Annotated in this window: 24 protein-coding genes and 2 tRNA genes; 16 read left to right on the forward strand and 10 right to left on the reverse strand. The window is 57.2% G+C overall.

Annotated elements, in window-relative coordinates; all coding sequences use genetic code 11:
- Positions 1-61 precede the first annotated feature (61 nt).
- Entirely contained in the window at positions 62-1,072 is a 1,011-nt protein-coding gene (locus SH421x_RS25140) for an exonuclease/endonuclease/phosphatase family protein (RefSeq protein ID WP_488852773.1), read from the forward strand.
- Positions 1,073-1,237: 165 nt separating this feature from the next.
- Here the strand turns inward: SH421x_RS25140 and SH421x_RS25145 are convergent, their stop codons facing one another.
- Positions 1,238-2,323: a calcium/sodium antiporter gene (locus SH421x_RS25145; protein ID WP_488852774.1), complete on the reverse strand. Its 1,086-nt coding sequence runs from the start codon at positions 2,321-2,323 to the stop codon at positions 1,238-1,240.
- 214 nt (positions 2,324-2,537) lie between these two features.
- On the opposite strand from SH421x_RS25145, the gene SH421x_RS25150 reads away from it, so the two are divergent.
- Together SH421x_RS25150 and SH421x_RS25155 are read left to right on the forward strand one after the other, a co-directional pair.
- Positions 2,538-2,780, forward strand: a complete 243-nt coding sequence (locus SH421x_RS25150) for a hypothetical protein (protein WP_488852775.1) — start codon at positions 2,538-2,540, stop codon at positions 2,778-2,780.
- A gap of 30 nt (positions 2,781-2,810) precedes the next feature.
- Positions 2,811-4,202: a hypothetical protein gene (locus tag SH421x_RS25155; RefSeq protein ID WP_488852776.1), complete on the forward strand. Its 1,392-nt coding sequence runs from the start codon at positions 2,811-2,813 to the stop codon at positions 4,200-4,202.
- Between the two features lie 79 nt (positions 4,203-4,281).
- On the opposite strand, the gene SH421x_RS25160 is transcribed toward SH421x_RS25155, so the two are convergent.
- Positions 4,282-4,590, reverse strand: coding sequence for a hypothetical protein (locus tag SH421x_RS25160; protein ID WP_488852777.1), 309 nt, complete (start codon positions 4,588-4,590; stop codon positions 4,282-4,284).
- Between the two features lie 230 nt (positions 4,591-4,820).
- Between SH421x_RS25160 and SH421x_RS25165 the strand changes: the two genes are divergently transcribed.
- The 6 genes from SH421x_RS25165 (at position 4,821) to SH421x_RS25190 (ending at position 10,102) form a co-directional block, all read left to right on the forward strand.
- Positions 4,821-5,297, forward strand: coding sequence for a hypothetical protein (locus SH421x_RS25165; protein WP_488852778.1), 477 nt, complete (start codon positions 4,821-4,823; stop codon positions 5,295-5,297).
- A 401-nt stretch (positions 5,298-5,698) separates the two neighbouring features.
- Positions 5,699-6,694 (forward strand): hypothetical protein, encoded by a 996-nt coding sequence (locus tag SH421x_RS25170; RefSeq protein ID WP_488852779.1) that lies wholly within the window; start codon positions 5,699-5,701, stop codon positions 6,692-6,694.
- Between the two features lie 90 nt (positions 6,695-6,784).
- Complete coding sequence (gene rpmA / locus SH421x_RS25175; RefSeq protein WP_488852780.1) at positions 6,785-7,051, forward strand: 50S ribosomal protein L27; 267 nt, start codon at positions 6,785-6,787, stop codon at positions 7,049-7,051.
- A gap of 101 nt (positions 7,052-7,152) precedes the next feature.
- Entirely contained in the window at positions 7,153-8,154 is a 1,002-nt protein-coding gene (gene obgE, locus SH421x_RS25180) for a GTPase ObgE (protein WP_488852781.1), read from the forward strand.
- A gap of 20 nt (positions 8,155-8,174) precedes the next feature.
- Entirely contained in the window at positions 8,175-8,957 is a 783-nt protein-coding gene (locus tag SH421x_RS25185; protein WP_488852782.1) for a type III pantothenate kinase, read from the forward strand.
- Positions 8,954-10,102: a GTPase gene (locus tag SH421x_RS25190; protein WP_488852783.1), complete on the forward strand. Its 1,149-nt coding sequence runs from the start codon at positions 8,954-8,956 to the stop codon at positions 10,100-10,102. The genes SH421x_RS25185 and SH421x_RS25190 overlap by 4 nt, the downstream gene beginning before the upstream one ends.
- Before the next feature lie 11 nt (positions 10,103-10,113).
- Here SH421x_RS25190 and SH421x_RS25195 read toward each other — a convergent pair whose 3' ends face one another.
- The 6 genes from SH421x_RS25195 to SH421x_RS25220 all read right to left on the reverse strand — a co-directional run bounded on the left by SH421x_RS25195 (position 10,114) and on the right by SH421x_RS25220 (position 13,671).
- On the reverse strand, positions 10,114-10,857 hold the full coding sequence (locus SH421x_RS25195) for a hypothetical protein (protein ID WP_488852784.1): 744 nt from the start codon (positions 10,855-10,857) through the stop codon (positions 10,114-10,116).
- 5 nt (positions 10,858-10,862) lie between these two features.
- Positions 10,863-11,720: a hypothetical protein gene (locus SH421x_RS25200; RefSeq protein ID WP_488852785.1), complete on the reverse strand. Its 858-nt coding sequence runs from the start codon at positions 11,718-11,720 to the stop codon at positions 10,863-10,865.
- On the reverse strand, positions 11,717-12,328 hold the full coding sequence (locus tag SH421x_RS25205; RefSeq protein WP_488852786.1) for a hypothetical protein: 612 nt from the start codon (positions 12,326-12,328) through the stop codon (positions 11,717-11,719). The genes SH421x_RS25200 and SH421x_RS25205 overlap by 4 nt, the downstream gene beginning before the upstream one ends.
- A gap of 33 nt (positions 12,329-12,361) precedes the next feature.
- Complete coding sequence (locus SH421x_RS25210; RefSeq protein WP_488852787.1) at positions 12,362-12,604, reverse strand: hypothetical protein; 243 nt, start codon at positions 12,602-12,604, stop codon at positions 12,362-12,364.
- On the reverse strand, positions 12,601-13,317 hold the full coding sequence (locus SH421x_RS25215) for a hypothetical protein (protein WP_488852788.1): 717 nt from the start codon (positions 13,315-13,317) through the stop codon (positions 12,601-12,603). Before SH421x_RS25215 ends, SH421x_RS25210 begins: the two co-directional genes overlap by 4 nt.
- A gap of 281 nt (positions 13,318-13,598) precedes the next feature.
- Positions 13,599-13,671, reverse strand: a tRNA-Ala gene (locus SH421x_RS25220).
- A 203-nt stretch (positions 13,672-13,874) separates the two neighbouring features.
- On the opposite strand from SH421x_RS25220, the gene SH421x_RS25225 reads away from it, so the two are divergent.
- A complete protein-coding gene (locus SH421x_RS25225; protein WP_488852789.1) occupies positions 13,875-14,942 on the forward strand; it encodes a lysylphosphatidylglycerol synthase transmembrane domain-containing protein in 1,068 nt (355 codons plus the stop codon).
- 20 nt (positions 14,943-14,962) lie between these two features.
- On the opposite strand, the gene SH421x_RS25230 is transcribed toward SH421x_RS25225, so the two are convergent.
- Positions 14,963-15,982, reverse strand: coding sequence for a right-handed parallel beta-helix repeat-containing protein (locus SH421x_RS25230; protein WP_488852790.1), 1,020 nt, complete (start codon positions 15,980-15,982; stop codon positions 14,963-14,965).
- Between the two features lie 128 nt (positions 15,983-16,110).
- Between SH421x_RS25230 and SH421x_RS25235 the strand changes: the two genes are divergently transcribed.
- From SH421x_RS25235 to SH421x_RS25250, 4 genes are all read left to right on the forward strand, one after another.
- The gene (locus tag SH421x_RS25235) at positions 16,111-16,683 is read left to right on the forward strand and encodes a macro domain-containing protein (protein WP_488852791.1); all 573 of its coding nucleotides are present in this window, start codon (positions 16,111-16,113) and stop codon (positions 16,681-16,683) included.
- A gap of 140 nt (positions 16,684-16,823) precedes the next feature.
- A complete protein-coding gene (locus tag SH421x_RS25240; protein WP_488852792.1) occupies positions 16,824-20,183 on the forward strand; it encodes a PSD1 and planctomycete cytochrome C domain-containing protein in 3,360 nt (1,119 codons plus the stop codon).
- A gap of 12 nt (positions 20,184-20,195) precedes the next feature.
- Positions 20,196-21,608 (forward strand): DUF1501 domain-containing protein, encoded by a 1,413-nt coding sequence (locus SH421x_RS25245; RefSeq protein WP_488852793.1) that lies wholly within the window; start codon positions 20,196-20,198, stop codon positions 21,606-21,608.
- Between the two features lie 127 nt (positions 21,609-21,735).
- Positions 21,736-21,808: transfer RNA gene (locus SH421x_RS25250), tRNA-Lys, on the forward strand.
- Positions 21,809-21,977: 169 nt separating this feature from the next.
- Here SH421x_RS25250 and def read toward each other — a convergent pair.
- On the reverse strand, positions 21,978-22,562 hold the full coding sequence (gene def, locus SH421x_RS25255; RefSeq protein WP_488852794.1) for a peptide deformylase: 585 nt from the start codon (positions 22,560-22,562) through the stop codon (positions 21,978-21,980).
- A 460-nt stretch (positions 22,563-23,022) separates the two neighbouring features.
- Here def and SH421x_RS25260 point away from each other — a divergent pair, with 460 nt between their 5' ends.
- Positions 23,023-24,012 (forward strand): vWA domain-containing protein, encoded by a 990-nt coding sequence (locus tag SH421x_RS25260; protein ID WP_488852795.1) that lies wholly within the window; start codon positions 23,023-23,025, stop codon positions 24,010-24,012.
- Positions 24,009-25,037, forward strand: coding sequence for a tetratricopeptide repeat protein (locus tag SH421x_RS25265; protein WP_488852796.1), 1,029 nt, complete (start codon positions 24,009-24,011; stop codon positions 25,035-25,037). The genes SH421x_RS25260 and SH421x_RS25265 overlap by 4 nt, the downstream gene beginning before the upstream one ends.
- Positions 25,038-25,047 lie beyond the last annotated feature (10 nt).

The raw sequence follows: 25,047 nt of genomic DNA on the forward strand, positions 1-25,047 counted from the left end.
GTTTGATACGCTCCGCGCGCTATTAATCCATTCTCGCTCTCTGCACAGCAAGGAGGCTGCGATGCGGGCCGCCATTCTCTCGTTCTTGGCATTTATCACCGGCTTGGCCTGCGCTGCAGGCTGCAATGTCGAGCAGCTTGAAAAAGTCGCCGCCGAACTCGCGCAGCAACAAAAGCAAACCCAGCCGAGCGATGCCCCTACAACCGGCGTCACTACCGGCAAGGCGCCAACAACCGGCGGCGTGACTGCGCCTCCGTCAGGCGACACAATCCGGATCGCCTCGTACAACATTCAAGTCTTCGGGCAGTCCAAGCTAAACAAGCCAGAAGCGATGCAGGTGTTGGTCGAGATCGTGCGCAAGTTTGATCTGGTCGCGGTGCAAGAGCTACGCAGCGTCGAACAAGACGTGATTCCGCGGTTTCTGCAACTGATCAACAGCACCGGCCGCAATTACGATGCGATCGTTGGCCCGCGACTCGGACGCTCCAATAGCAAAGAGCAGTACGTTTTTATCTATGACAAAAACCGAATCGCAGTCGAGCCCGACTCGGTCTTCACGATCAACGACCCCAGCGACTTGCTGCATCGCGAACCACTGGTCGCTTCGTTTCGCGCGATCGGCGCGGATCGCTCGCGGGCTCCGTTTCGCTTCACCCTGGTCAACATCCATACCGATCCGGACGAAACCGATGAAGAGCTCGACGCGCTGGGCGAAGTCTATCAACTGGTGCGCTATAGCGGACCAGAAGATGACGTTATTTTGCTGGGTGATCTGAACGTCGACTACAAGCATCTCGGCGCTCTAGGGCAAGTTCCCGGCATCACCTGGACGGTCGCCGATCAAACGACCAACACGCTACGGAAATCGAGCTACGACAATCTCGTCTTTCTCGCCGCCGACACGCGTGAGTTCACCGGCTCAGCCGACGTTTTTGACACGCAACAAGAGTTTGGCCTGACGCAAGATCAAGCGATGGATGTCTCGGATCACTTTCCGGTCTGGGGCGAGTTCTCCGCCTACGAAGCCGGCCCCTCTTCTATCGCCGCAGGCGCCGCCGCACCAGTTCGCTAGACTGGTGTAACCGTAATTAGTAGGTTGGGTGCAGCGAAGCGAAACCCAACAATCGGCTTGCAAGTTCAAGCTGGATTACGTCATCGAGCGACGCCTAATTAGTGAAATGGCTCGTTCCTCGCTTGTTCCCTTTGTCCTACGGCTTTTCGATTTCCGCTCTCTCTTCTACTCCTTCGCCGGCTTGCGCAGCGCCCGGAACGTCGTCACCAACAATGTGAGCACCGTCAGCGGTAAGACAAACCCCAGCATCATCACGCCAAATGGATCAACCAACGTTGAATCGACCGCGACCAGAATCAAATAGGTCGTGTAGGCGATGTAATAGAAGACGAACAACAACCCTTCCCATCGCGCGATCGTGTAGCCGGTAAAAAAGATCGGCAAGCACGCGACCGCCACGGCGATCATCACGGGGATATCAAACTGCAGTGCGGCTGCCGAAACGGGAATCCCGTTGACCGGGACCAGCGCCGATAATCCCAGCACGCAGCAGATGTTGAAGATGTTGCTCCCCACGATGTTGCCGACCGCGATATCGCGTTCGCCACGGATGCTCGCCATCACCGATGCCGCCGCTTCGGGCAATGACGTTCCAACGGCGACGATCGTCAGTCCAATCAAAAGTTCACTCATCCCATAATAGCGGGCAATCTCACTAGCGCCGGTGACCAACCATTGCGCGCTAAAAGTCAGCGCGACCAATCCAGCCGCAATCAGCGCCAACTGCACTAGCAACATGCCGAGACTCAATTTTCCTTTGGCGCCATACTCGCCGTTGAATTCATCAAGGACGGCTTGCTTTTCTTTGCGGCTCTGATAGATCAGCCAACCGATATAGAGGATCAAAATACCAAACAAGATGCCGCCATCCAGGCGGCTGATTTGGCCGTCCAATCCCATTGCCAGCATCAAAAATGACAAGGCCACCATCAGCGGCACATCCAAGCGGATCAATTGGCTGGAGACGACCAGCGGCGCAATCAGCGCCGACATACCCAACACGGCAAGCACATTAAAAATATTGCTCCCCACAATATTGCCGACGCCGATATCGGTATTTCCCTGCAAACTGGCGCTTAACGAGACCGCCAATTCCGGGGCGCTGGTACCAAACGCAACTACCGTCAAACCAACTATCAACGGAGAGATCCCGGCCAGCGCCGCCAATTTCGACGCGCCGCGAACCAATAACTCTCCCCCAACCACGAGCCCAATCAGCCCGACAATCATCCAGACAATAGGCCCCAACATGGCGCGGCGGCTTTCCAGCAAAAGGAAGAATTCAATCAGTGGGTCAGTTTGGCGGTCAAGCCGATGCTCGACAAGCGGCCTAGCTGGTTAATTCGCCGCAGGGCAAAGAATCTTGGAACAAGAAGCTTTCTCATCAATCGGCGTGACCTGCAATCGCCGCACCGACTACAATCAACCCACCCGATGTAGCCTCGCGATTTGAGACGACACTGCCATGAAAAAATGGAAAGTTTATCTGCTCGTAATCGGTTCCACGCTGGGTGTGATCTTCTTACTGCTGGTTTGGTTGGCGTTTGGTCCGGCCCGGCCGTTGATGATCTCCCAAGCGACGACCCATCTAACCGAGCCGCTAACAGCCGATGGCTACGTGGACTATGTCGCGGCGATCCGACAGCGGCAGGGACCACGCATTCCGCCGGAGCAAAACAAAGCAGTAGTCATTCTGCAGGCGACTTAGCCAGCCGGGCTCTCACCGGAGCACCAGCAGTTGGTTTGCGATGCTCTGCAGATCGAACCGCCGGCCGACTCTGGCTGGCGCTCGCTGGATGACTGGACTTTTCAAACGGAAGTCCGCGACTGGTTAAGTCGTGACTCACTCGATGAAGATGTTAATTATTACCCTGTCGATCCCGACGAAGCGTTTCGGGCGGCGGCCAATTCGCCCTGGCGGAGCGAGCAATTTTCACTGTTATCCGACTGGCTCGACTCGCAACAACATCAGCTCGATCAATTGCACCAGGTCGGTGAAAGGCCCGACTTTTATTCACCTTCGACTAAGTTGCTTGATGCGAAAAATGTTTCTTGGTTTGGCAACATTGATGCGGTCGTCTACATGTACCGAGACATCTCCCGGTGCTTAACGATCCGCGCGATGCGCTCCATCGGACAGCAGCAACCGCAGTTTGCTTGGCGCGATATTCAAACCATCTATCAGCTGAGCGACGCACGGTCGACTGCCCCCTCGTACATCCAATTGCTGGTCGCGATTGCACTGCGTGACAGAGCCTATGATGCGACATGGACGCTGCTTAACAGTGGGCAATGTGATGCGCAACTGTTGACCGAAATCGAAACCTTTCTCGCCGTGCAGCAACCAATTCATGAAGCTGCCGATGTGACTGATTATCATTGGCGTTTTGAATTGCTTGATATTGGCCAGAGCATCTGTCGTGGTGACGAATCGGCTACACGAGATCTCTATGATGGTTCGGTTCCGCCTGCGTTCGACCTGCTTACTTCAGCTCCCTTCGATCGCAATGCGATGATGGCGACTCTCAATGGCTGGCACGACCGTGCTGCCGCTGCGGCGCGGCTACCGAACTCACTTGACGCTTATCAGTCTTCAACTCGCGGAGCCGATGAACTCGAAGCGGCATTTCAAAACAGCGCCCAACCAATGAATCTATTTTCAGCCACCATCAACCAACGGGCGCGCGGCGAATTATTGGGGAACTTCATTGCCCAATACGAAAAACCGTTTGCATCTCATCTATTGGGAGGCGAGTTTCGCTGCAACACCGATCTGCACTTGATCCGCGCCGGCGTCCTGCTCGAAAAATATCGCTTACAACACGGCCAGTACCCCGAATCATTGGAAGCAATTGCCGACGACGAAACGAGCCCTCTGCTCACCGATCCGTTCACCGGCAAGCTGTTGCACTACTCTCGCCGCGAGTCTGGCTTCTTGCTCTACAGTTACTTCCTGAACGGCATCGACAACGGCGGAGATGATACGGACGGCAGCGTTATCGACGGCCAGCGCGTCGCTGACAGGTACGACCGGCAGTACGACGAGTGCGACCTAGTCGTTTTGCTGCCACCAATTGAATTTGAGCTTCCCCAACCGAGAGAGTTTGAAGAGACGCAGCCGGGAGAGTAGGGAAAGTCGGGTCCACGGTGCGGTACATCGGCTCAGCGAAGTCGAAAACTTGCACACTAACCACGCACCTCAGCCGCTTCTAATCCCAGCAATTTGCAGCGCCCCACAGCAGCGGCGTGAAAATCAACGCTAGGCGAAAAGCATATCCCCAGCCGTCGTCACGGCTAACAACCTTTTGCCCGATCCAACCTGCCGCACAGGCCAAGATCGCCAGGACCAGCGTCAGTGGCCAGACTTGCAAGATCCACTCTCCCATATCGGCTGGCTGCAGCATGATCAGTGATAGGATCGCATAGCTCACAATTACCTTCCAAAGGTCTAACCAGCGACGGATCATCGCTGCCGCAATCACCACAGCGACGACTGCTCCGATTACGAATATCGCCATGCCGTTGGGTCCTGCTCAGTGTATCGGACCATCGGTCCTGCTCGATTGCTGGCGTGACTCCGAACGATTCACGCAGTTCGCTCAGCATACGTGACGCCGCTGAGCAATTAAACAAAAAAAGAGGGCTGCTTTCCCGCGGATAGTCCGAGAGAAAGCAGCCCTCTTAGCAAGCCTGAGCGGCGTGAACTGCAGTAGACCAGACATTAGTTGCCGAGCCACGCGTTCAGCACGTGGTGATCGAAGTGCAGATGGTGCCCCGAGTTGTGATGCTGGGTCGGGTGGAAATTGTTGTGGTGTTGATTGTGATGGTGGGTCGGGTGGAAGTTGTTGTGGTGTTGGTTGTGATGCTGGGTCGGGTGGAAGTTGTTGTGGTGTTGGTTGTGATGCTGGGTCGGGTGGAAGTTGTTGTGGTGTTGGTTGTGATGCTGGGTCGGGTGGAAGTTGTTGTGGTGTTGGTTGTGGTGCTGGGTCGGCTTGAAGTTGTTGATATGGGCGTTGTGATTGAATTTGTGTTGAAAGTTTTTGTGCTGCTGGCTGTGCTGGTGATTGTTGAACTGTTTTTTATGGTTGGACCCACCGCGGTTGTTGCCTGCTTCGGCCCCGCTGACAGCGAAGGTCAAAAGTGCGACGGCGATCAGGGCAGCGATGGTTTTGGTCGAGTGGATCATGGCTTAAAGTCCTGGGAGCAAGTTGTGGTGGGAAGGTAGGTTGCGTCTCGTCTCTACCTAGCACAGCGGAACTCTGGCCGGTTTGTTACAAACCCAATGAGAAAAATCTCACGCGGGCTTCCGGGACTTCAGATAAGTAGATAAGTAGGGTCCGCTGTGCGGACCAGCTGCCCTGCTCGAATGCTTGCATGCTTTCTTGTGATTCCCGTGGTCCGCACAGCGGACCCTACATCTGGCGACACCCCTGAACTTTGTCCGGCGAAAACCTAGCCCCCCCCCACACATGGCCACTAAAGTACCACCTATCTCCGGATTTCCACCAGTTTTGCTCAGAAACTTGACCCTGGGCAATTTAGGCAAGTATACTTAAAGGCTTGGGTTACGGCATTTTTGTGGCCCTGGCTCGTCTTCGATAGCTCTACCCGTCTGGAATCGCCAGCATGTTGCGTCGTACAAATACCGCTGCGCTGCTACTGTTTGCCCTTGCTGCTGTGCCATTGGCAGTTGCTCAACAGCCTGGCGGCGGTGAAGTCGCGATCAATGCTACAGCGGCACAGCCTGCGCCGGCGGGGCCGAAAAATCCGCACAATCCGCCTCGCCGGGTCTTTGCCGAAGGAGTGCTGACCAACATTCCCTCGGACCTGCGGTCCGAAGAAACTTTTACCGGCCCTGAACCTATCCTGGAACTCATTCAAGGTGCTCAAGGACTCGACTGGTCGCCGGAGACGCTGCCTGAATCGCGGACTCTGAAGGCCATGGCCGAGAAGGTCATTTATCGCCGCAACATCTGGGGGCTCGATTTCTCGTTCAAACCGATCCGCATGATCGAAGTCGACGTGCCGCAGCCGACCGGCAAAATGCAGCGTAAAATGTTATGGTATATGGTCTTCCGCGTTCGCAACATGGGCAACCCGCTAGAATCAAAGCCAACCACATTTGAGACCGGCGACACGCTTTACGAAGCGACGCAAGCCAGCGACTCGACCACGCCGATCCGCATGTTCCCGCGATTTTTGCTGGAATCGAGCGATCAGAAGAAGGAGTATCTCGACCGGCTCGTCCCGGTGGCGATGGCGCCGATTGCAGCTCGCGAGATGGGCGGAACCCCTTTGTACGACACGGTTTCGATCAGCCGCTTCGATATTCCGGTCAGTACCGAAGAAGTCGACAACGGTATCTGGGGCGTGGCGATCTGGGAAGACATTGACCCCAACACCGACTATTTTTCGATCTATGTCGACGGCCTGACCAACGCATTTCGTTGGACCGATCAGCCAGAAGACCTTGATCCGATGAAAATCGGGTCACATCGCTCGTTCCAGACCAAGATGCTTAAGCTCAATTTTTGGCGTCCCGGCGATCGCTATAACGAACATGAAGACGAGATTCGGTTCGGCGTCCAGGGTCAGGTTGACTACGAGTGGGTTTACCGTTAAAAAAGTAGTTTCGTCCCGGTGTTGCGGCGACGCTAGGTAAATTGCACATTCTCGCCATCGGCGGAAATCACATACCAGGAGTTAGGTGACATGGCCCATAAGAAAGGTCAAGGTTCGAGCCGCAACGGTCGCGATTCGAATCCCCAGTATCGCGGCGTCAAGAAGTTTGGCGGCGAAAAGGTTCGAGCCGGCAATATTCTTATCCGTCAACTGGGCACCAAATGGCGCCCCGGCAAGAATGTCGGTTGCGGCAAAGACTGGACGCTGTTCGCTCTTTGCGATGGCTCGGTGCTGTTTGACCAAGAGGGTCGCCGCATCAATATCGTTCCGGTCCCCGCGGCCGTCGAAGCGAACTAGCCTACGACAGCACATGTAATTGTGCTTTCGCGCTAGCAAAACAGTAAAATACCAGGGATGATCCAGTTCGGGTCATCCCTGTTTTCGTTCGTAGGCAGACTATGTTTGTAGATCGCGTTGTTATCGAAGTCGAAGGTGGCTCAGGCGGCGACGGCTGCATGAGCTTTCGTCGTGAAAAGTATGTTCCCAACGGCGGGCCCGACGGCGGGGACGGCGGCAGTGGTTCCAGCATCATCCTGGTCGCTGAAGAAGGGGTCGACAGCCTAATGGCGATGTCGCACACCAAGCATTGGCGCGGTCATCGCGGCAACAACGGCGGCCCTGCCAATCGCACCGGCAAGTCGGCCGAAGACGTGACCATTAAAGTGCCGCTAGGAACCGTTGTGATCGAAGCCGACGCTGGCTTTGTCATGAAAGATCTGAACGTCGCCGGCGAGCAAATGATCGCCGCGCGCGGCGGATCCGGCGGGCGCGGCAACCTCAGCTTCAAAAACTCGACGAATCGCGCGCCGCGCCAGTCGACGCCAGGGGGCAAAGGGGAACGCCGCAAGCTGATCCTTGAGCTAAAGTCGATCGCCGATATCGGCTTGATCGGCAAGCCGAACGCCGGCAAAAGCACGCTGCTATCACGTCTCTCTCGAGCACGACCCGAGATCGCCGACTACCCATTTACCACAAAGTTCCCGAACCTCGGTCAGGTACAGGTCGACTACGATCGCACCTTCGTATTGGCTGATATCCCCGGTTTGATCGAAGGCGCCAGCGAAGGGGTAGGACTTGGACACGAGTTCCTCCGCCATGTCGAACGCGCCGGTATCTTGATTCATCTGGTCGAACCGGCGCCGGTTGACGGCACCGATCCGATCGAAAACTACAAAGCGATTCGCCATGAGCTGAAGCAGTACGACGCCGACCTGGCCGCTCGACCTGAGATCTTGTGCGTCACCAAAGCCGAGTTGCCTGACGGCCAAGAGGTCCGCGACAAACTGGCCGAAATCACCGGAGGCGAAGTGCTGCTGATCTCCGCCGTGACCGGCGAAAATTTGAACGTGCTGCTGCGCCGCGCCGGCGACGAGCTAGACAAAGCACGACAAAAGATCTAATTATTGAGCGAGATAAGGTCATGAGCGGCGCGTGGGGAGCAGTCGACGTCGGCAACACGTCGATCCACATCGGCCTGTTTGCAGCTGCAGACACGCGTCCTTTGCCTGCGCCGACCTCCACGTTCAGCACTGCCTCACGTGAGCCTGACTTTGCGCCGCTGGCCAGCATTGCGCCTGCTCAGCCGATTACTTGGCATATCGTCAGCGTCAATCGTCCCGGCCAAGCAGCTTTTGCCAGCTGGCTGAGCAAGACGCGTCCTGACGATTCATGCCGCGTCCTTTCGCACCGCGATCTGCCGCTGCAAGTCACCGTCGCCGCGCCCGAAAAGGTCGGCATGGATCGCTTGGCGGCAGCGGTCGGAGCCAATGCAATACGCGATCCCCAGCGCCCGGCGATCATCATCGATGCAGGCAGCGCGATCACGGTCGACGTGGTTGCCAGCGACGGCAGCTTCCTTGGCGGAGCTATCGTCCCCGGCATGAAGATGGCGGCCCGAGCACTGGCTGGGCAAACCGACATGCTGCCCGAGATCACCGTTGACGTTGGTGAAGTCCCGCCGGCGATTGGCCTGGATACGCTCGCCGCAATGCGTAGCGGACTCTTCTATAGCGCCGTCGGCGGTGTGCGAGAGCTGATCGCGCGCTTTACCGCCGAACTGAACGGACAATCGCCACAAGTGATCTTCGCAGGCGGCGACGCCGCCAAACTGGCCCCGCAGATGCCGATCGAAAGCGTCACCATCGATCACCTGGTGCTGGGCGGAGTCGCCATCGCCGCACGAAACGCGAAGGCCCCGCGATGAACCAAGCAGCGGAGACAATAGCCGCCCTCGTCACCCCCAGCGGGCGCAGCGCAATTGCGACCATCGTCGTCGAGGGCCCTGGCGCAGACCCTGCCGTTGATCTTCATTTCTTTCCCCTGGGCAACACCCAAGCTTCAGCCAGTACGGTGGGCGACATTCTGGTCGGCCACTGGCGAGACTCGGCAGCCGGCCAGGGAGAAGAGTTGGTCGTCAGTCGCACCGGTCCGGCGCGGATCGAAGTTCATTGCCACGGCGGCATCGCTGCATCGCGCCGCATCCTGGATCACCTGCAAGCCGCTGGCTGCCGCGAGATCGCATGGACTGATTACGCCCAACGCAGTGAAACGTCGCCAATCAGCGCTGCTGCTCGAATCGCGCTGGCCGGTGCCCACACGTCGCGCACCGCTGGTTATTTGCTGGATCAGTACAACGGCGCACTGCAAACCGAGCTCACGTCGATCGCGGCGCTGCTCGACTCGCAACAAACCAGTGACGCCCAACTCCGCACTACAGCGCTGCTCGCGACCGCGCGCTTTGGCCTGCATTTGATCCAACCCTGGAAAGTTGTCATCGCCGGCCGCCCCAATGTCGGCAAGAGCAGCCTGATCAACGCACTAGTCGGCTACGAACGCGCGATCGTTTTCGATCAGCCCGGCACAACGCGTGACGCCGTCACCGCCGCCGCTGCATTTGACAGCTGGCCGGTCGAACTGGCCGACACCGCCGGACTGCGCGACAGCGACGACGCGATCGAAAGAGAAGGGGTCTCGCGTGCTCGGCAACTGCACAGCGCGGCTGATCTGATCTTGCTGGCGTTTGACGCAGCAGCCGCTTGGACCGACGAGGATCAGCAACTGATTGACGCATATCCGCATGGAATCGTCGTCCACAACAAGTGCGATCTACCGATCAGCAACGTCGGGCATCGCCCGCCGGGCTTACAAGTGTCGGCCCAACGCGGCGACGGCATCCCGATGCTGATCGAAACGATCGGTCACGCTTTGGCGCCAACGCCGCCGGCGCCAGGATCACCGCTGCTATTCACGGCCGAACAAGTCGCAGCAGTCCGCCAGATTGCACGTTGGATCGCCGAGAAGAATGAGCCTGCCGCGAAAGCAATGCTCCAGGCGTTGCTCGTGACATAGAGCTCGATCTTTCAATCTTTCTGAAGATACTGCTCAACCGGAACGGCAAATTTAGAGGCGAGGAGTTCAGCGATCGGTTTGGTGAAGGTAACTCGCTCTCGTTGTTCGCCGCCAGAGAAGATCAAGTAGAACGTTGCCCGCCCCAGGACCATATCGATGCGAGCGACTTCGCAAGTGACCTTCACTTTGGTGCGTTCTTCGAACTGGCCCAAGAATCTGTTGTACTGCTTGTCGAAACCATATTGGCTGGGAAATTCGGCGACGTTGGTCACCAACAAGCCAGCAAAAGCGTGCAGCGTCGAATCGCTAATCTTACGCTCGGCAGTTGGGACTACGCCGTGCCGAAGGATCAGACTCTCGGAAGAGACAATGGGATAGACGCGATCGTTGGTGACATCAATCAAGACGCACGACTCGGTATACAAAGCGCCGCCGCGAGTCGTATTGATCGACCGCGTTAAGTACCCGGCTAGCACGCAGTCAGCTCGATCAGGGCAGGGGACCACGACCAATTCGGCGACCAGAGCCGGCTGTTGCTCCTTCAGCTTGGATAAAACCGGATAGTCCTCAAGCGGCCCAAACAGCTCAATTTTTGCACCATCATTCGAAACGATTCTGGGCCAGTCCGCGTAGTAGTGCGGGACCGGTGAAGTGGTTCGCGCGATGATCTCGTATAGCTGACGCGATGTGGGAATTGTCTCTCGCACATCGGCGCCGGGGATGACGCTGCACAGGATCAATGCAATTGCGTTCATGACATTTATTTACTCTTCAAGGCTGGCTTGGATTTTTTGAAATAGTCCGCAGCTGACTGCGCGATTGTCGTTCGGAGGAGCCTTTGGATTTCAACCTTCCCTTGGTAATCAATCTTGCGTTCAGCGGCGGAAAGCTGAAGCTGGACATTCATCCCGGCCAACCGCAACGGCGGCTTGTTAATGTTGGCGGAGGAATATCCACCCTCGAAAGCTTGAGCAGGAAAAGCGGCGGTAAAGTACGATTTAACCGTCGCATCGAACGGAGGCGGAGTGATAAACTGCCGTCGCAACTCACGGTATTCGCCATAGAACGGATCATCACCTGTTTGCTTTTCGATCTGCTGCAGATAGCTGGTCCACAGCGAATCGCATTGCGTTTGAACCTCGTTTATTTCTTCGTCCGTGAGATAGAGACGCTGCTCGATCTGATCCAGCGGTATCACGATGTTGCGGTCGGTATCGATCAAGCCGCAAAAGCAATCGAGCAGATGCGTAGTGCTCTCATTGCTCGATAGCCCAAATTCGTCTCGTCGGTCCTGTGCGACGTATCCGGCCAACAGAAAGTTGGGATGAGCAGGACAAGGGACAACCTTCAATTGATATTTGCCAGCAACAAAAATTGCCGATTGATTCCCGCGATACAAGATTACCGTCGCAAACGGGTTATCGCTGGGAGTTCCATCCGCATTGGCCCTCCCTTTGGTCTGAAAACTAGCGCCATCCTCCGCAACGTCAATGTCCGCGATCCTATCGATCAAATAGACGTTGTTAATCACCTCAAACAGCCGCCGAGAAGTCGGTATCGTCTCCCGCGCATCAGCTCCAGCGATGACGCTGCATAGGACTAGTGCGATTGCGTTCATTCGGCTTCCTTTTTAGCGGCGGACATTGGCTTGGCGGCGAAGTATTCCTTTGCGGTAGCGGCAAGCGTTGATGTGAGCAGATCTTGCATCGATGTCGGACCGTCATAACGAACTTCTCGCCCATCGTAGTAGATTCGGAAGTGGACCGTGACATTCGCATTGATTGGCGATTCGCGACTGGGGCTGGGCGCCAAATGCCCTGAGCCGCCCATCATCTCTTGTCGAGTCTGGAAACCAGCGGTCGCCTGGATGCTAAATTGTGGGGGCGAAATAAACTGTCGCGAGAGCTCTTTATATTCTCGGTAGAACGCCGAGTTGACCTGTTGCTTGTCAAATTGCTTGAGATAACTACGCCACATTCCTCCCATTTGATTTCCCAACTCCGCCGCTTGTTTCCCACTCAGAAAGAGCTTTTGAGTTGGATCATCTAACGGAATGATAATATTGCGATCCGTATCAAGCAGTACGCAAAATGCGAACTTAGGAAACGATTCGACTGACAACTCAGGATCGTTCAATGGAATCTCGGAGACGATCGAATCGAATTCACAGGAACGTACATAACCGGCTAATAAAAAGTTGGGATGATCCTCTGATGACACGACCATCAACGTGAACTCGCCAAACAAATAATTCGGCCTCTATGTCCAGCGGCGAGGCAAATGAGCCAACGGAAATTTCTTGGTCACTCCCTCGGCCGAACCAAACTCCTGCACTTCGGATCCTTGCAGGCTATTACCATCGGGTGCGATGGCCAGTCCTGGGATCTGGTCAATCTCGTAGGTTTTATTGAGGATCTCATACAATTTTTGCGAGGTTGGTATCGTCTCCCGCGCATCCGCGCCCGCGATCACGCTGCAAAGGACTAATGCGATCGCGTTCATTCGGCTTCCTTTTTAGCGGCGGACACTGGCTTGGCGGCGAAGTATTGTTCGGCGGGGATTGCCAACTCACTGGTTAATAGATCACGCAGAGGAATCGCAAGTTCCGACCCTGTAAAGCGATCGCCTCCTAGGACCCACAGCTTGGATTGAAACTCGCCGTTCTCGAAATTGAAGCTATCGACTTGGCACTTCAATCCAATCGGCGGCGGATTGATAAACTGCACTTTCAAGTCGTTTTGCAATCCATCCAGACCGTACTTTTTTGGCTCAGCGGTGACTAGGTCGGCGTACTGCTGCCCCAGCTTTTTCAGTTGCTCATTCAATTCACGCCTCTGTTGCGGCGGGAGATCACAATGCAGCACTTTCCCATGCTGCCGAGCCACCAGATTGCGATCGACATCGATCAATGCGAAGAAATTTACGGGCCTGATCGCATTGTCATCTCGCGGCGGAACTACATAACCAACCAAAATCAGATTCGGATGCTCGGGACAAGGAACAACACGTAGCTCTGCGCGTAGTTCTAATCGCTCGCCGGCATAGCTGACAACTCGCCGCAAAGCAGCGCCCTGCTCGACGATATCCCAAGCGTCGTTCCCCGTTCTCTGGAAGCCGCGCAGCAGCAACTCCGACAGCTGTTCGGAATTGGTAATCGTTTCTCGCACATCAGCCCCAGCGATCACCACACACAACAACAGCGCAGCAGCATTCATAGATTTGCTTTGCGAAAAGAAGAGTCCAACGGTTCGCGCACGATTGAATCTACGGGACCCGCTCGCGAATGTCCAGCAAACGAGGGATAGGCACATTTGCCCAGAAAAGGCTTACAGGGCCAGCGGACGCTGCTGGTGGTTTACTTGCTTAGAAAGGGAGAGCCGGCTTTCAAGGGGACCATGTGCGGCCTTCCCACCTCTACAATCGTCATCTACGCCAAGATTTTTCGCAAAGCGCATAAAAAAAGGCCGCCTGCGAATTTTCGCAAACGGCCTTTAAGTGGAGGATACAGGGATCGAACCTGCGACCTCTTGCATGCCATGCAAGCGCTCTCCCAGCTGAGCTAATCCCCCGAGTATACTTGTGCCGAACCCTTTGTTTTGAAGTATTGTAATCAATGCTTCAAAGCAGCGACTTCGGAAAATACCTCACGTCGGCCACAAGTCCAGCGACAAAGAACTAAAATTATCAACCGATCCGGTCAGTGTCAAGGACGCCCACCGATCAACATTGCCGCTGGCGAATTTTTTTAACTCGTTACCTGGACAGACTTTCCTTGAAGAAGACCCTCCTCACCCTGCTGAAGTTCGCGGTTCCGGCCGGAATTTTAACTTATTTGATCCGCGATTTAGTGGTCAATCACGCCGGCGAACTACAGCAAATCCAAGATTCACCCAAAGATTGGGGGCTCCTCTCGCTGGCCTTTGCGCTGGCGTTGACCGCGCTGATCTGCACCTTTTTACGCTGGCGACTGCTGGTGGTGACGTTGCAAATGCCGTTTCGGGTGACCGATGCGCTGCGATTGGGGTTCCTGGGCTTTCTGTTTAACTTTGTCGGCGCCGGCAGCGTGGGGGGCGACCTCTTCAAAGCGATCTTTATTGCCCGCGAGTACCCGCAAAATCGAGCCGCTGCGTTTGCGACGGTCGTGGTCGATCGGATGATCGGACTTTACGCGTTGCTGGTCGTCACGTCGCTCGCAACCCTAGCGATCGATCGCTCGATCGCTGACACCGCAATGCTGACGGTGTTGAACATCATCTATGGTCTGACCATCGTCGGCGGGCTCGGCGTGGGAATGATCTTGCTACCAGGCTTTACCCGCGGCAGCGTGTCGGAGTTTCTCCGTGGCCTACCGAAAGTCGGCTCCAAAATCGGTAATTTGATCGACGCGATTCGGCTATATCGCCGGCAACCGATGGTGTTGACCGTGATCGCGGTGATGAGCCTGTCGATTCACTGCCTGTTCGCGCTCTCGGTCTACTGCATCGCTCATGGTCTGTTTACCGACGCGCCTACCATCCTCGAGCATCTGGTGATTGTGCCGTTGTCGATGGTCTTTGCTGCGCTGCCGATCGCTCCCGGCGGGATGGGGACGTTTGAGCTCGCGATGAACTACTTGTATCAGCATGTGCCGACCCCGCCGGCCGCCGAAGGGATCGGTACGATTGTGGCTTTAGGCTATCGCGTGATCACTGTTTTGATGGCGCTGGTCGGAGTCGTTTATTACTGGTTCTACCGCAAAGAAGTGGGCGTGCTGATGCACGAAGCGGAAGAAGAGCACGACCACCCGGTCAAAGAGCCTGCTTACGTCGAAATCCCGACCGAATGCACGACGGCGAAATAACGCCGCGATGAATATCGTCGTTACTTGGTGCTGACATGCAGACGCAGCAGCACCTTTTCGAGGTAATTGACCGGCACATAAACGTCGAGCTCTTCACTAGCGATCTCCTCGATGGCGGTCGCTTGCTGCACTTCGGCGGCTGGTTGCGGATCATAGACCTTGCCGTCAATTTTCACTCGGCCTCCTTCACGGTCGATCGAAGGCGCGGTGTTGTCGAGCAACTCGCTTTGCTCAATCGATACCTGGCAATAGCCTTCGCTCCGCAGCTGGGCGACTCCGTTGTTGCCGATCAACGCCCGAGTGACTCCGACCCGCGATGCGCCCCCAATCGAGATCCCGCTTCGGCCGTTGCCGCGGGCAGTGATCCCATCCAGGTGGACCTCAAACGCGTTGTCATGCGCGTTGATTCCATCAAGCTGAAAACCTTGGACGGTCAGGTTCTGGATCTTCAAGAAGCGAACGTCGTACAGCGTGATCCCCACGGTCAGCCCGGTATAGGTAAGCCGATACCCGCCGAGGCCGAGATTCTTCTCGCTCTTGAAATAGATATGGTCGTCAAACAGCGCCCACTCTAGCGGCTGCATCGCGGCGAGATCTTTTTTCGAGCTGACGGCCGCTTTGACCAGCGGTTTGTCATCCATAAACAAAATGTTGAATGCTTTGCGCCACGGGCTAAAGCGATACAAATCGTCACCCACCACTTCCCAGGCGTCGACCGGCACCAGCGCTGCGCCATCCAAGGTCGCGCCGTTTCCTTCCAAGATAAAAGGGGTCCCCGGAAATCCGCTATGATGCGCTGCCTGGAAGGTGATCGATTCGCGATAGGCCACGCCGGTGTTCTTTAGCACGATCCGATCCCCTTTACGCGCTACTCGCAGCGCTTTGGTGATGGAACGGACCGGGCCGTCAGCATTTAATCCCAACTCAGGCATTGCACCCGCGTGATGATCATCTCCTCGCAGGTTATCGACAAAGATATCGCGGGCAGACGCGACGCTAGCAAGCAGCGCAAATACCAAGGTTGTCAGACAAAGTCGCATATCGAAATATCTCGTTTCCTGCTGGCGAATCTACTTCGGGTCATCTCTCTCATCGGCAGAAACTTCGCTTCGACCCAACTAACTCTTAAAATTGATGCAATCAGACCAACCCGCGCAGGAGAAGTTTAATGGAGCGAAGATGGGGAAGCCAGCGGATTGAGCTAGCAATCGGTGACATTACCGATCAAAACGTTGACATCGTCGTGAATGCAGCCAATAGTCGGCTCGCCGGCGGCGGGGGTGTGGATGGCGCCATCCACGCGGCAGGGGGGCCTGCGATCATGGAAGAAACGCGCCGTCGCTATCCTGATGGCTGCCCCACCGGCGATGCGGTGATTAGTTCGGCCGGCAAGCTTTCGGCCCGCTATGTCATCCACGCGGTCGGCCCCATCTGGCAAGGGGGCGTCGCTAACGAAGCGAAACAGCTAGAAGCTGCCTATCTACGCTGCTTAGAGCTTGCCGCCGCGCATGACGCAACCAGTATTGCCTTTCCTGCACTCAGTTGCGGCGCGTATGGTTATCCACTGGATCAAGCAGCCAACATCGCACTGCAGACATCGATCATGTGGATCCCCTATCACACCCAGCCGCGACTAATTCGCTTTGTCCTCTTCAGCGAGGGCCCTTATAGCGTGTTTGCCAATGTGCTGGAAGAATTAACTGGCGAAAGCGGCAAGCCCCGTCGGCAACTTGAGGATTAATAGCAGCTTCGTGTCCTGGTGGTTGTCTGCAAAATCCTTTGACCCTGTCTGGTCAGGCGGCTAGGATGAGGGGGACCAACGGCAGTCCGTTGATCCCACCTCTATGCTTTTCGTCCTCCTCCCGCCTGACGAGTCGCCGCATGTCGCGTCGAAAGACAACTTGGCTGATGGTTCTGATCACAGCGTCAACTGCGACGCTGTGCTGGGCTGCCGACCAGCCGCAAGAGTTCCCCGAAGCCGACATCGAGTTTTTTGAAAAAGAGGTCCGCCCGATCTTGGCCCGTAATTGCTACGAGTGTCACAGCGCGGACTCTGAAGAACCTGCCGGCAATCTGCGGCTCGACTCCCGCGCGGCAATCCTCCACGGCGGCGATAGCGGCGCCGCAATCGAAACGGGGCAGCCTGACAAAAGCCTGCTGATCGATGCGATCAATTGGGGCGACCTGTACGAGATGCCCCCGAAAACCAAGATGTCCGACGCCGAGATCGCAACGCTGACGCGGTGGGTCCAGCTGGGCGCTCCCTGGCCCAAAGAAGAGGGCCCCGCGTTTGTCAAAAAGGTGTTTGACCTCGACGAGCGCAAGTCATCGCATTGGGCCTGGCAACCTCTGTCGCATCCGCTTCCGCCGAAAGTCACGCACGCCGACTGGCCCCGTGATGACATCGACCGCTTTGTCTTGGCCAAGCTAGAACAAAACGAGATTACGCCGAACGAACCTGCCGATCAGCGCACCTGGCTCCGCCGCGTGTACTTCGACCTGATCGGACTGCCGCCGTCGCCGGCCGATATCGACGCCTACTTGGCCGACACGTCGGCAGACGCGCAAGCCAAGGTCGTTGACCGCCTGCTCGCTTCGCCCCAGTTTGGCGAGAAATGGGCACGGCACTGGCTCGACCTGATGCGCTACGGCGAATCGCGCGGGCACGAGTTTGACTACGACATCCCCAATGTGCACGAGTATCGTGACTACGTAATCAGGGCCCTCAATCAAGATCTGCCGTACAACAAGCTTGTGATCGAGCATCTGGCCGGCGATCTGCTCGAACAACCGCGGCTGAATCCGGATGAGCAATTCAACGAGTCGATCCTAGGGACCGGCTTTTGGCATCTGGGCGAATGGGTCCACTCGCCGGTCGATATCCGCAAGGACGAGGCCGATCGCTTTGACAACATGGTCGACGTGATGGGCAAGTCGTTTATGGCGCTCACCATCGCGTGTGCGCGGTGCCACGATCACAAGTTCGACGCGATCTCCCAGGCCGACTACTATCGCCAGTTTGGGTTCTTGCAAAGCTCTGAGTATCGCCAAGTCCGCTTCGAAACGATGGAGCATAACGGCCCCATCGCCCAGCAATTGGCAAAGCTCGACGAGCAGACCCGCGCCGCAGTGACGAAAGTGCTGCGCGAATCGGCCTGCGCTCATCAAACCAAGTGGAAGTCGCTTTATCTAGCCGCTCGCACAGTATTGCAAACGCCAGACGCCGATCGTGCAGCGATCGCCGAGAAACACGACGTTTCTGTCGAACAGCTTTCGGGTTTAGTGCGTGAACTGCAACAAGCGGCCGGCGATGCCAAGCATCCGCTGCATCCGTTTGGGAAGCTGGCGGCGATGGCCGACGACCAGCGAAGCGAGACGATTGACTCGTTTACTTTTACCCCGCTGGATAATATCTATTTTTATCCGCAGCACTGGATAATCGGTTTTGACGCGACCAGCGAGCAAGAGTGGCGCACCAATGGGTACGCGTTTGGCGTTGGCCCGCAGCAGACCGGCCAGTTGCGACTGTCGCCAGAAGGGATGCCTATCGGCGTTCGACAAGACGGCGCCGCCGTCCGCGATCTGCGTTGGAACAAGCTTGGTCGCGCCGAAGGCGTGCAGCACGAGCAAGGCAAACTCGCCAGTTGGGATCAAGCCGGGCGCACCATCCGCACACCAACGTTCGAGCTGCAAGATGGCCGCGTCTATTACCTGGTCCGCGGCAGTGGTCGCGCCTTCGCCGTGATCGACTCGCATCGCATGCTCAACGGTCCCCTGCATGGCGCCGCACTGCATACCTGGAAGCACGACGCCGCCGGCGAACCGCAATGGATTACGCACGACCTGCGTGACTATCAAGGGCATCGCATCCACATCGAATTATCCCCCGAAGGGGATGAGCCGCTGGAGATCTTGAAAGTCGTCGAAGGTCCCGCAGCTCCTCCCCACCAGCCGCCGACCTCCGATCACTTGATCGGCGTTCAACTGAATCAACACAAACCGCTGACCGATGACAACATCGCGCTCGCCTTCGCCGACTCGCTCGCCGTGGCGATCAGCAAACCTACAGAGCGAGCAGCCGCAGCCCTGGCCGATTGGCTAGTCAAAAACCGCAGCCTGATCTTTGACCATGATCGTGACCTCGACACCAAACTGCGTCAGATCGCGGCCGAGCATCAATCAAAAGAAGCCGAGTTGGTCCAGCAGATTCGCTTTCAGTCACGCATGGCCCCAGCCATGTGGGATGGCTCTGGCGAAAACGAACACGTCATGATCCGCGGGGCGACGAAAAACCTAGGCGACGAAGCCCAGCGCGGCTTGCCGGTCGCTCTGGGCGGCAGTCACCAGTTTGATGCTTTGGGAAGCGGTCGCCTGCAAATGGCGACCGAGATGATGTCGCCTACCAATCCGTTCGCGTCGCGTGTGATCGTTAATCGGCTCTGGCATCATCTGCTGGGCCGCGGCATTGTCGCTTCGGTCGACAACTTTGGCGTGCTGGGCGAAGAGCCGACGCATCCCGAGCTGCTCGATTATCTCGCCAACGAATTTATCGCCGACGATTGGTCGCTAAAGCAGATGATTCGCCGCATCGTGCTAACGCAAACCTACGCGATGTCGAGCGAGCCCGGCGGCCCCGAAGAAACGCTTGATCCCAACAACAAGCTGATTCACCGGATGCGAATTCGTCGGTTGACTGGCGAAGCGATCCGAGACGAAGTCCTTGCGATTAGCGGCCGCATCGATCCGCAGATGTATGGCCCTAGCATCCCGACTTACCTGACCGAGTTCATGCAAGGTCGAGGTCGCCCCGGCAGCGGTCCGATCGACGGCGATGGTCGCCGCAGCATTTACCTGTCGATCCGCCGCAACTTCCTGTCGCCCACGATGCTGGCCTTCGACGTGCCGCAACCGGCGTCGACTGTCGGCAAACGCAACCAATCAAACGTCCCCGCCCAAGCGTTGATCCTGCTGAATGATCCCATGATCTACGCCGAAGCACAGCGCTGGGGCGCTAAAGTCGCGCAAGCGAGCACGCCGCGTAACGAACGGATCGATGCGATGTTTGTCACCGCCCTCGGTCGACCTGCTTACCCTGAAGAAGCCGCAGCCGCCGGCGCGTACTTCAGCGAGCGAGCCGAGCAACTGCAACTTGCGCCGGAAGCGGCCGACGCCAATGCCGAGATCTGGGGCGACTTGGCCCATGCGCTGTTCAACGTCAAAGACTTCATTTACATCCGTTAAGCCGGTCCCGCCATGTCGCATTGTCACCGCTATCGTCCGCAGCCGCTGTCGCGTCGCGCTTTGCTCAAGTCGGCGTCGTGCGGGTTCGCTGGCGTAGCGCTGCAGGCGCTGCTGAGCGACAAAGCGTTCGCCGCGTCTGACGCCTCTTCGGCCCCGCATCATACGGCGAAAGCCAAAAATGTCATCTTCCTCTACATGGACGGGGGCCCTTCGCAGGTCGATACCTTCGATCCCAAGCCAGAATTGGCCAAGTACGACGGCAAGCCGTTCCCGACCAAGACCGAGCCAACGCAATTCAACAACAATGGCGCGACGCTGGCCAGTCTTTGGAAGTTCAAACAGTACGGCGAGAGCGGGCTGCCGATCAGCGAGCTCTTTCCGCATCTCGGAACCCAGGCCGACAAGCTGGCGATGATCCATTCGATGACCTCGGAGTTTCCAGAGCACACGAGCGCCAACTACTTTTTGCATACCGGCAGCGGCTTGCAAGGTCGGCCCAGCATGGGCGCCTGGACGACGTATGGTCTTGGCAGCGAGAACCAAGACCTGCCGGGCTTCGTCGTACTGAACGGCGGACTGATCCCGCCTGGCGGGATCGACAATTTCAACAGCGGATTTCTGCCGGCCGCCTATCAAGGTTCGATCTTCAATCCTGGCAATCCGCCGGTCGCCAACATTCGCCCGGCCGATCGCACCGCCGAGTTGCAAAAACGCAAACTGGGCCTGATCGAACAAATGGATCGGGCCGCGCAAGCTCACGCCGGCGGCGACGATCAACTAGAATCGGCGATTCGCAACTACGAACTCGCCTATCGCATGCAAACCGCCGTCCCAGAGCTGATGGACATCCGCGACGAGACGCCGGCGACGCTGGAGATGTACGGTCTGAACGACGAGTTCAACAACACCAAGGTTTACGGCCGCCAGTGTCTGACCGCACGTCGGCTGATCGAACGCGGCGTCCGCTTTGTCGAGCTGACCTGTCCCGGCGGCAACGGCGATCGCTGGGATCAGCACAGCAACCTGAAAGATGGACACGAGAAGAACGCCAAGACGGTCGACAAACCGATCGCGGGTTTGCTGACTGACTTGCAGAAACGGGGACTACTCGATTCGACGCTGGTCGTCTTTGCCGGCGAGTTCGGCCGCACCCCGTTCGCCCAAGGCTCCGACGGACGCGATCACAACCCGTTCGCATTCACCATCTGGATGGCCGGCGGTGGGGTTAAAGGGGGCGTTCGCTATGGTCAATCGGACGAGTTCGGCTACAAAACCATCGAGAACCGCCTGATGATCCACGACCTGCACGCAACCATGCTCCACCTACTGGGGGTCGACCACGAGCGGCTCACTTTCCGTTTTAGCGGCCGCGATATGCGTCTGACCGACGTCCACGGCCACGTCGTGCACGACATCCTGACGTAACTATTTCCGAAAATCGCAGATCGAGCGAACCAAAGTTCCCGCTATTTCTCTATCCAGCAGCCGAGCGGAGAGGTCAGCCCCCTTGACGGTCCGCCCATTTTCGCGAAAACTGGCATGCTTCCCTCCCGAGGTTGTAGCTCAGTCGGTAGAGCAACGGACTTTTAATCCGTAGGTCCTGGGTTCGAGCCCCAGCAACCTCACTTCAGTAAGCCGTAGTCCAGATTGGACTTACGGCTTTTTTTATGGATTGGGCAGGTCAAGTTTCGCGTGCCACGGCTCTGTGAGCCGTGCGAAGTGCGGGGAGTCGAACGTTCCAAGACACGGCTCACAGAGCCGTGGCACGCAGTTCGATCCGACTACCAAGCCCCCTTAGCAATACGTCTGTTCATACTGCTGTCGGCGCTCGGCGATCTCTTCATCCGTCGGCATTCCGCCGACGTCGCGGCGGCTTTGGAAGTCGATGACGAATTCTTCGATGTCGTAGGCGATCTCTTGGATCGCTGCCGGCTGCATTCGGTCGAAGAACATGATCCCGTCCAGGTGATCGGTTTCGTGTTGGACGACGCGGGCCAGCATGCCGTCGATGCGTTGGCTAAAGAGTTCGCCTTGCAGGTTGTAGGCGTCAAACTGGATCTCGGCTGGACGCTTGACCGGGCCAAAGACCTGCGGCAAGCTCAAACAGCCTTCTTCCTCTTCTTCGTTCCCTTTGGGGCGCGAGATGACAGGGTTGATGAAGACCAGTTCTTCCCCCTCGCCCTTGGTCCCTGACAGATTGGCGACGAACAGGCGAATCGGCAGATCAACCTGATTGGCGGCCAAGCCGATCCCCCGATTCTCGTACATCAGCTCAAACATTTCGGCGACGATCTTCCGCAGATCGGCATCGACCCGTTTGACCGGTTTCGATTTGTAACGGAGCGTGGGATGCGGATAATGGACGACTTCAAGCGACAACGGACGACTCCTCAAAGAGCCCCCTTTCCCAGGTGGGAACCGAGGGGATGGCGATAATCGTTCAATTATAGAGGAAATCTCCGCTCGGGGGAGGGATGCTCAGCTCTGGCATCCAACGACCAGTCCCTGATCCTTTGCTGGTCCCTAGCGGGGGCCGATCGCCAAAATTGTCCCCAAATCGCGAAAACCGGACATAATGCAGAGTAGGCCCCAGACTGCTAGCGACTGCCTGCGGCTGATCCAACGTTGACCCCAAGTGCGCGTCGCCCTAGAATCCGCGCCGCAGAGCGTCCATTGATAGGAACCACATTGGACACTAGCCCGCAGCGCCAGCGAGGGAATGCGGCATGCTACTTCAGTCCGTGTGGGCGTAGCCGGACGAATTCCCTCGCTGGCGCTGCTGGCTAATGGGAACGTTTTCGACTAATCCCCCCATAAACGCAACAACTAACTGCCCCAAATGATCACCCCAACCCATCCGCCAGAGTCCGAAAGCGAAGTCGCAAAGCGTCGCTTTGCGCTGCCGGCTTGGTTGATGTCGATGCTGGTCCATGCGTCGGTCATCCTTGTGCTGGCGATCACGATTCGCTCGGCGCCACGTGGCGCCGCGAATGAACCAAGTCGTAGCGGCGGCATCGTCTTGGCCGAGCGTTCAGATGGCCGCACTGACTATGTCGATGGGGATCAAAACGATGCGGCCGACGCGGCCAACGCTCCCTCCACCGCCGAAGCGGCAATGTCAGAGAGCTTGCCCTCGGCCGACCAACCGCCGCTAGACATGGCCGGCTTTTTGCCGACCGGCGAAGGGGGAGAAACCAGGGGGTCGGACATGACCGGCCTCCCCAGCGCCAGCGGTTTGACCGATGGCGGCGGTGGCTCCAAAGCCGGGCTCGAAGGCGCCGGCAAGACCCGCGTGTTTGGGATCGAAGGGACCGGCAGCCGCTTCGCATATGTCTTTGATCGTTCTGGCAGCATGGGCAATTCAGCAGGCCGACCCTTGGCGGCCGCCAAAAGTGAACTGCTCGCAAGCCTGCGTGATCTCGACAAACTGCATCAATTTCAAATCATCTTCTACAACGAAGAACCGCGTCCGTTTAATCCGTTGGGCGGAACACCACGGATGGTCTTTGCCGATGAGCAAGGGAAAGCGCTCGCCGAACAATTTATCGGCAGCATCATCGCTACCGGCGGCACGGACCATTTGAAGGCGCTCTACATGGCGCTGGCGACCAGCCCCGAAGTGATCTTCTTTTTGACCGACGCCGACGGCGCCCCATCCGAACAAGAGATGGCCGACATCCGCCGCCGCAATCGCAGCGCCGTGATCAACACGATCGAATTTGGCGTCGGGCCATCGGATGGTCGCCGCAATTTTTTGGTTCGCCTGGCTGAAGAAAACGGCGGACAGCATGTTTACATCGACACCTCCAAGTTGGGGGCGCGACGTTGAACTCGCCTGGGCAGATTTCGTATGTGTTAGTCGTTGTGCTGGCCGGCGTTCTAAACGCTGCTGCTGAAGATCGCGTTTATCTGCAGCGCTCGGCCGAGTCGCGGGGACCCGAGGTCTTGGTCGGCACGGTCAACGACTACACCGGCGAAACGCTGACGATGACGAATCTGAGTGGTCGCCAGATCGAGATTCCCGCAGCCAAAGTGGCCAAGGTCGAATCCGACTGGCCTCAGCCGATGCTACAGGGGCAAACCTTGGTTGCGGAGAAGAAATTCCCCGAAGCCGAAATCGCATTTCAAGAAGCATATCGCGGCGAAAAGCGTCCCTGGGTCAAACGAATCTTAATCGCCGAGATGGCCCGCTGCCGACGCAATCTCGGACGAAATGATGCGGCCGGCGAAGCCTTCTTGGCGTTGATCGCTACCGATCCTTATACGCCGTATCTGGATGCAATGCCGCTGGCCTGGAAAACCGGCGAGCCCGACGTCAATTTGCATCGCGCCGCCATCGCTTGGCTGGGACAAACCGAATCTCCCCATGCGCAACTGATGGGGGCCAGCTTTTTGTTGAGCGCCGCCGAGCGTTCTCAAGCGATTACTGCGCTGCAGCGATTACAAACATCGGCGCCGCAAGAACTAGCGTTGCTGGCCGCAATGCAGTTGTGGCGCACTCAACCGCCGACAGCACAAACGGCCGAACAACTTCGCCTGCGCCGTCAAGAGATTGAACGGTTGCCGCTGGTCGTGCAAAGCGGACCACGGCTTTTGCTGGGCGATGCACTGGCCCGCGATCAACAGTCAGACCAAGCGGTGATTGAGTATTTGCGGATTCCGATCCTCGACAATCTCGATCGACCGTTGGCGGCCGAAGCGCTGCTTCGCGCTGGCAAACAACTGGAACTTTCAGGACGCCCGGTGCAAGCCAAGCGTCTCTATCGCGAAATTATTACTGACTATCCCGCCGCCAATGCGATCGGTCGCGAGGCCGCCGCACGCATGGAACAAGCAGGCGGCGCTGCGCCGTAAGGAGACGAAC

Source organism: Blastopirellula sp. SH421, assembly GCF_057808535.1.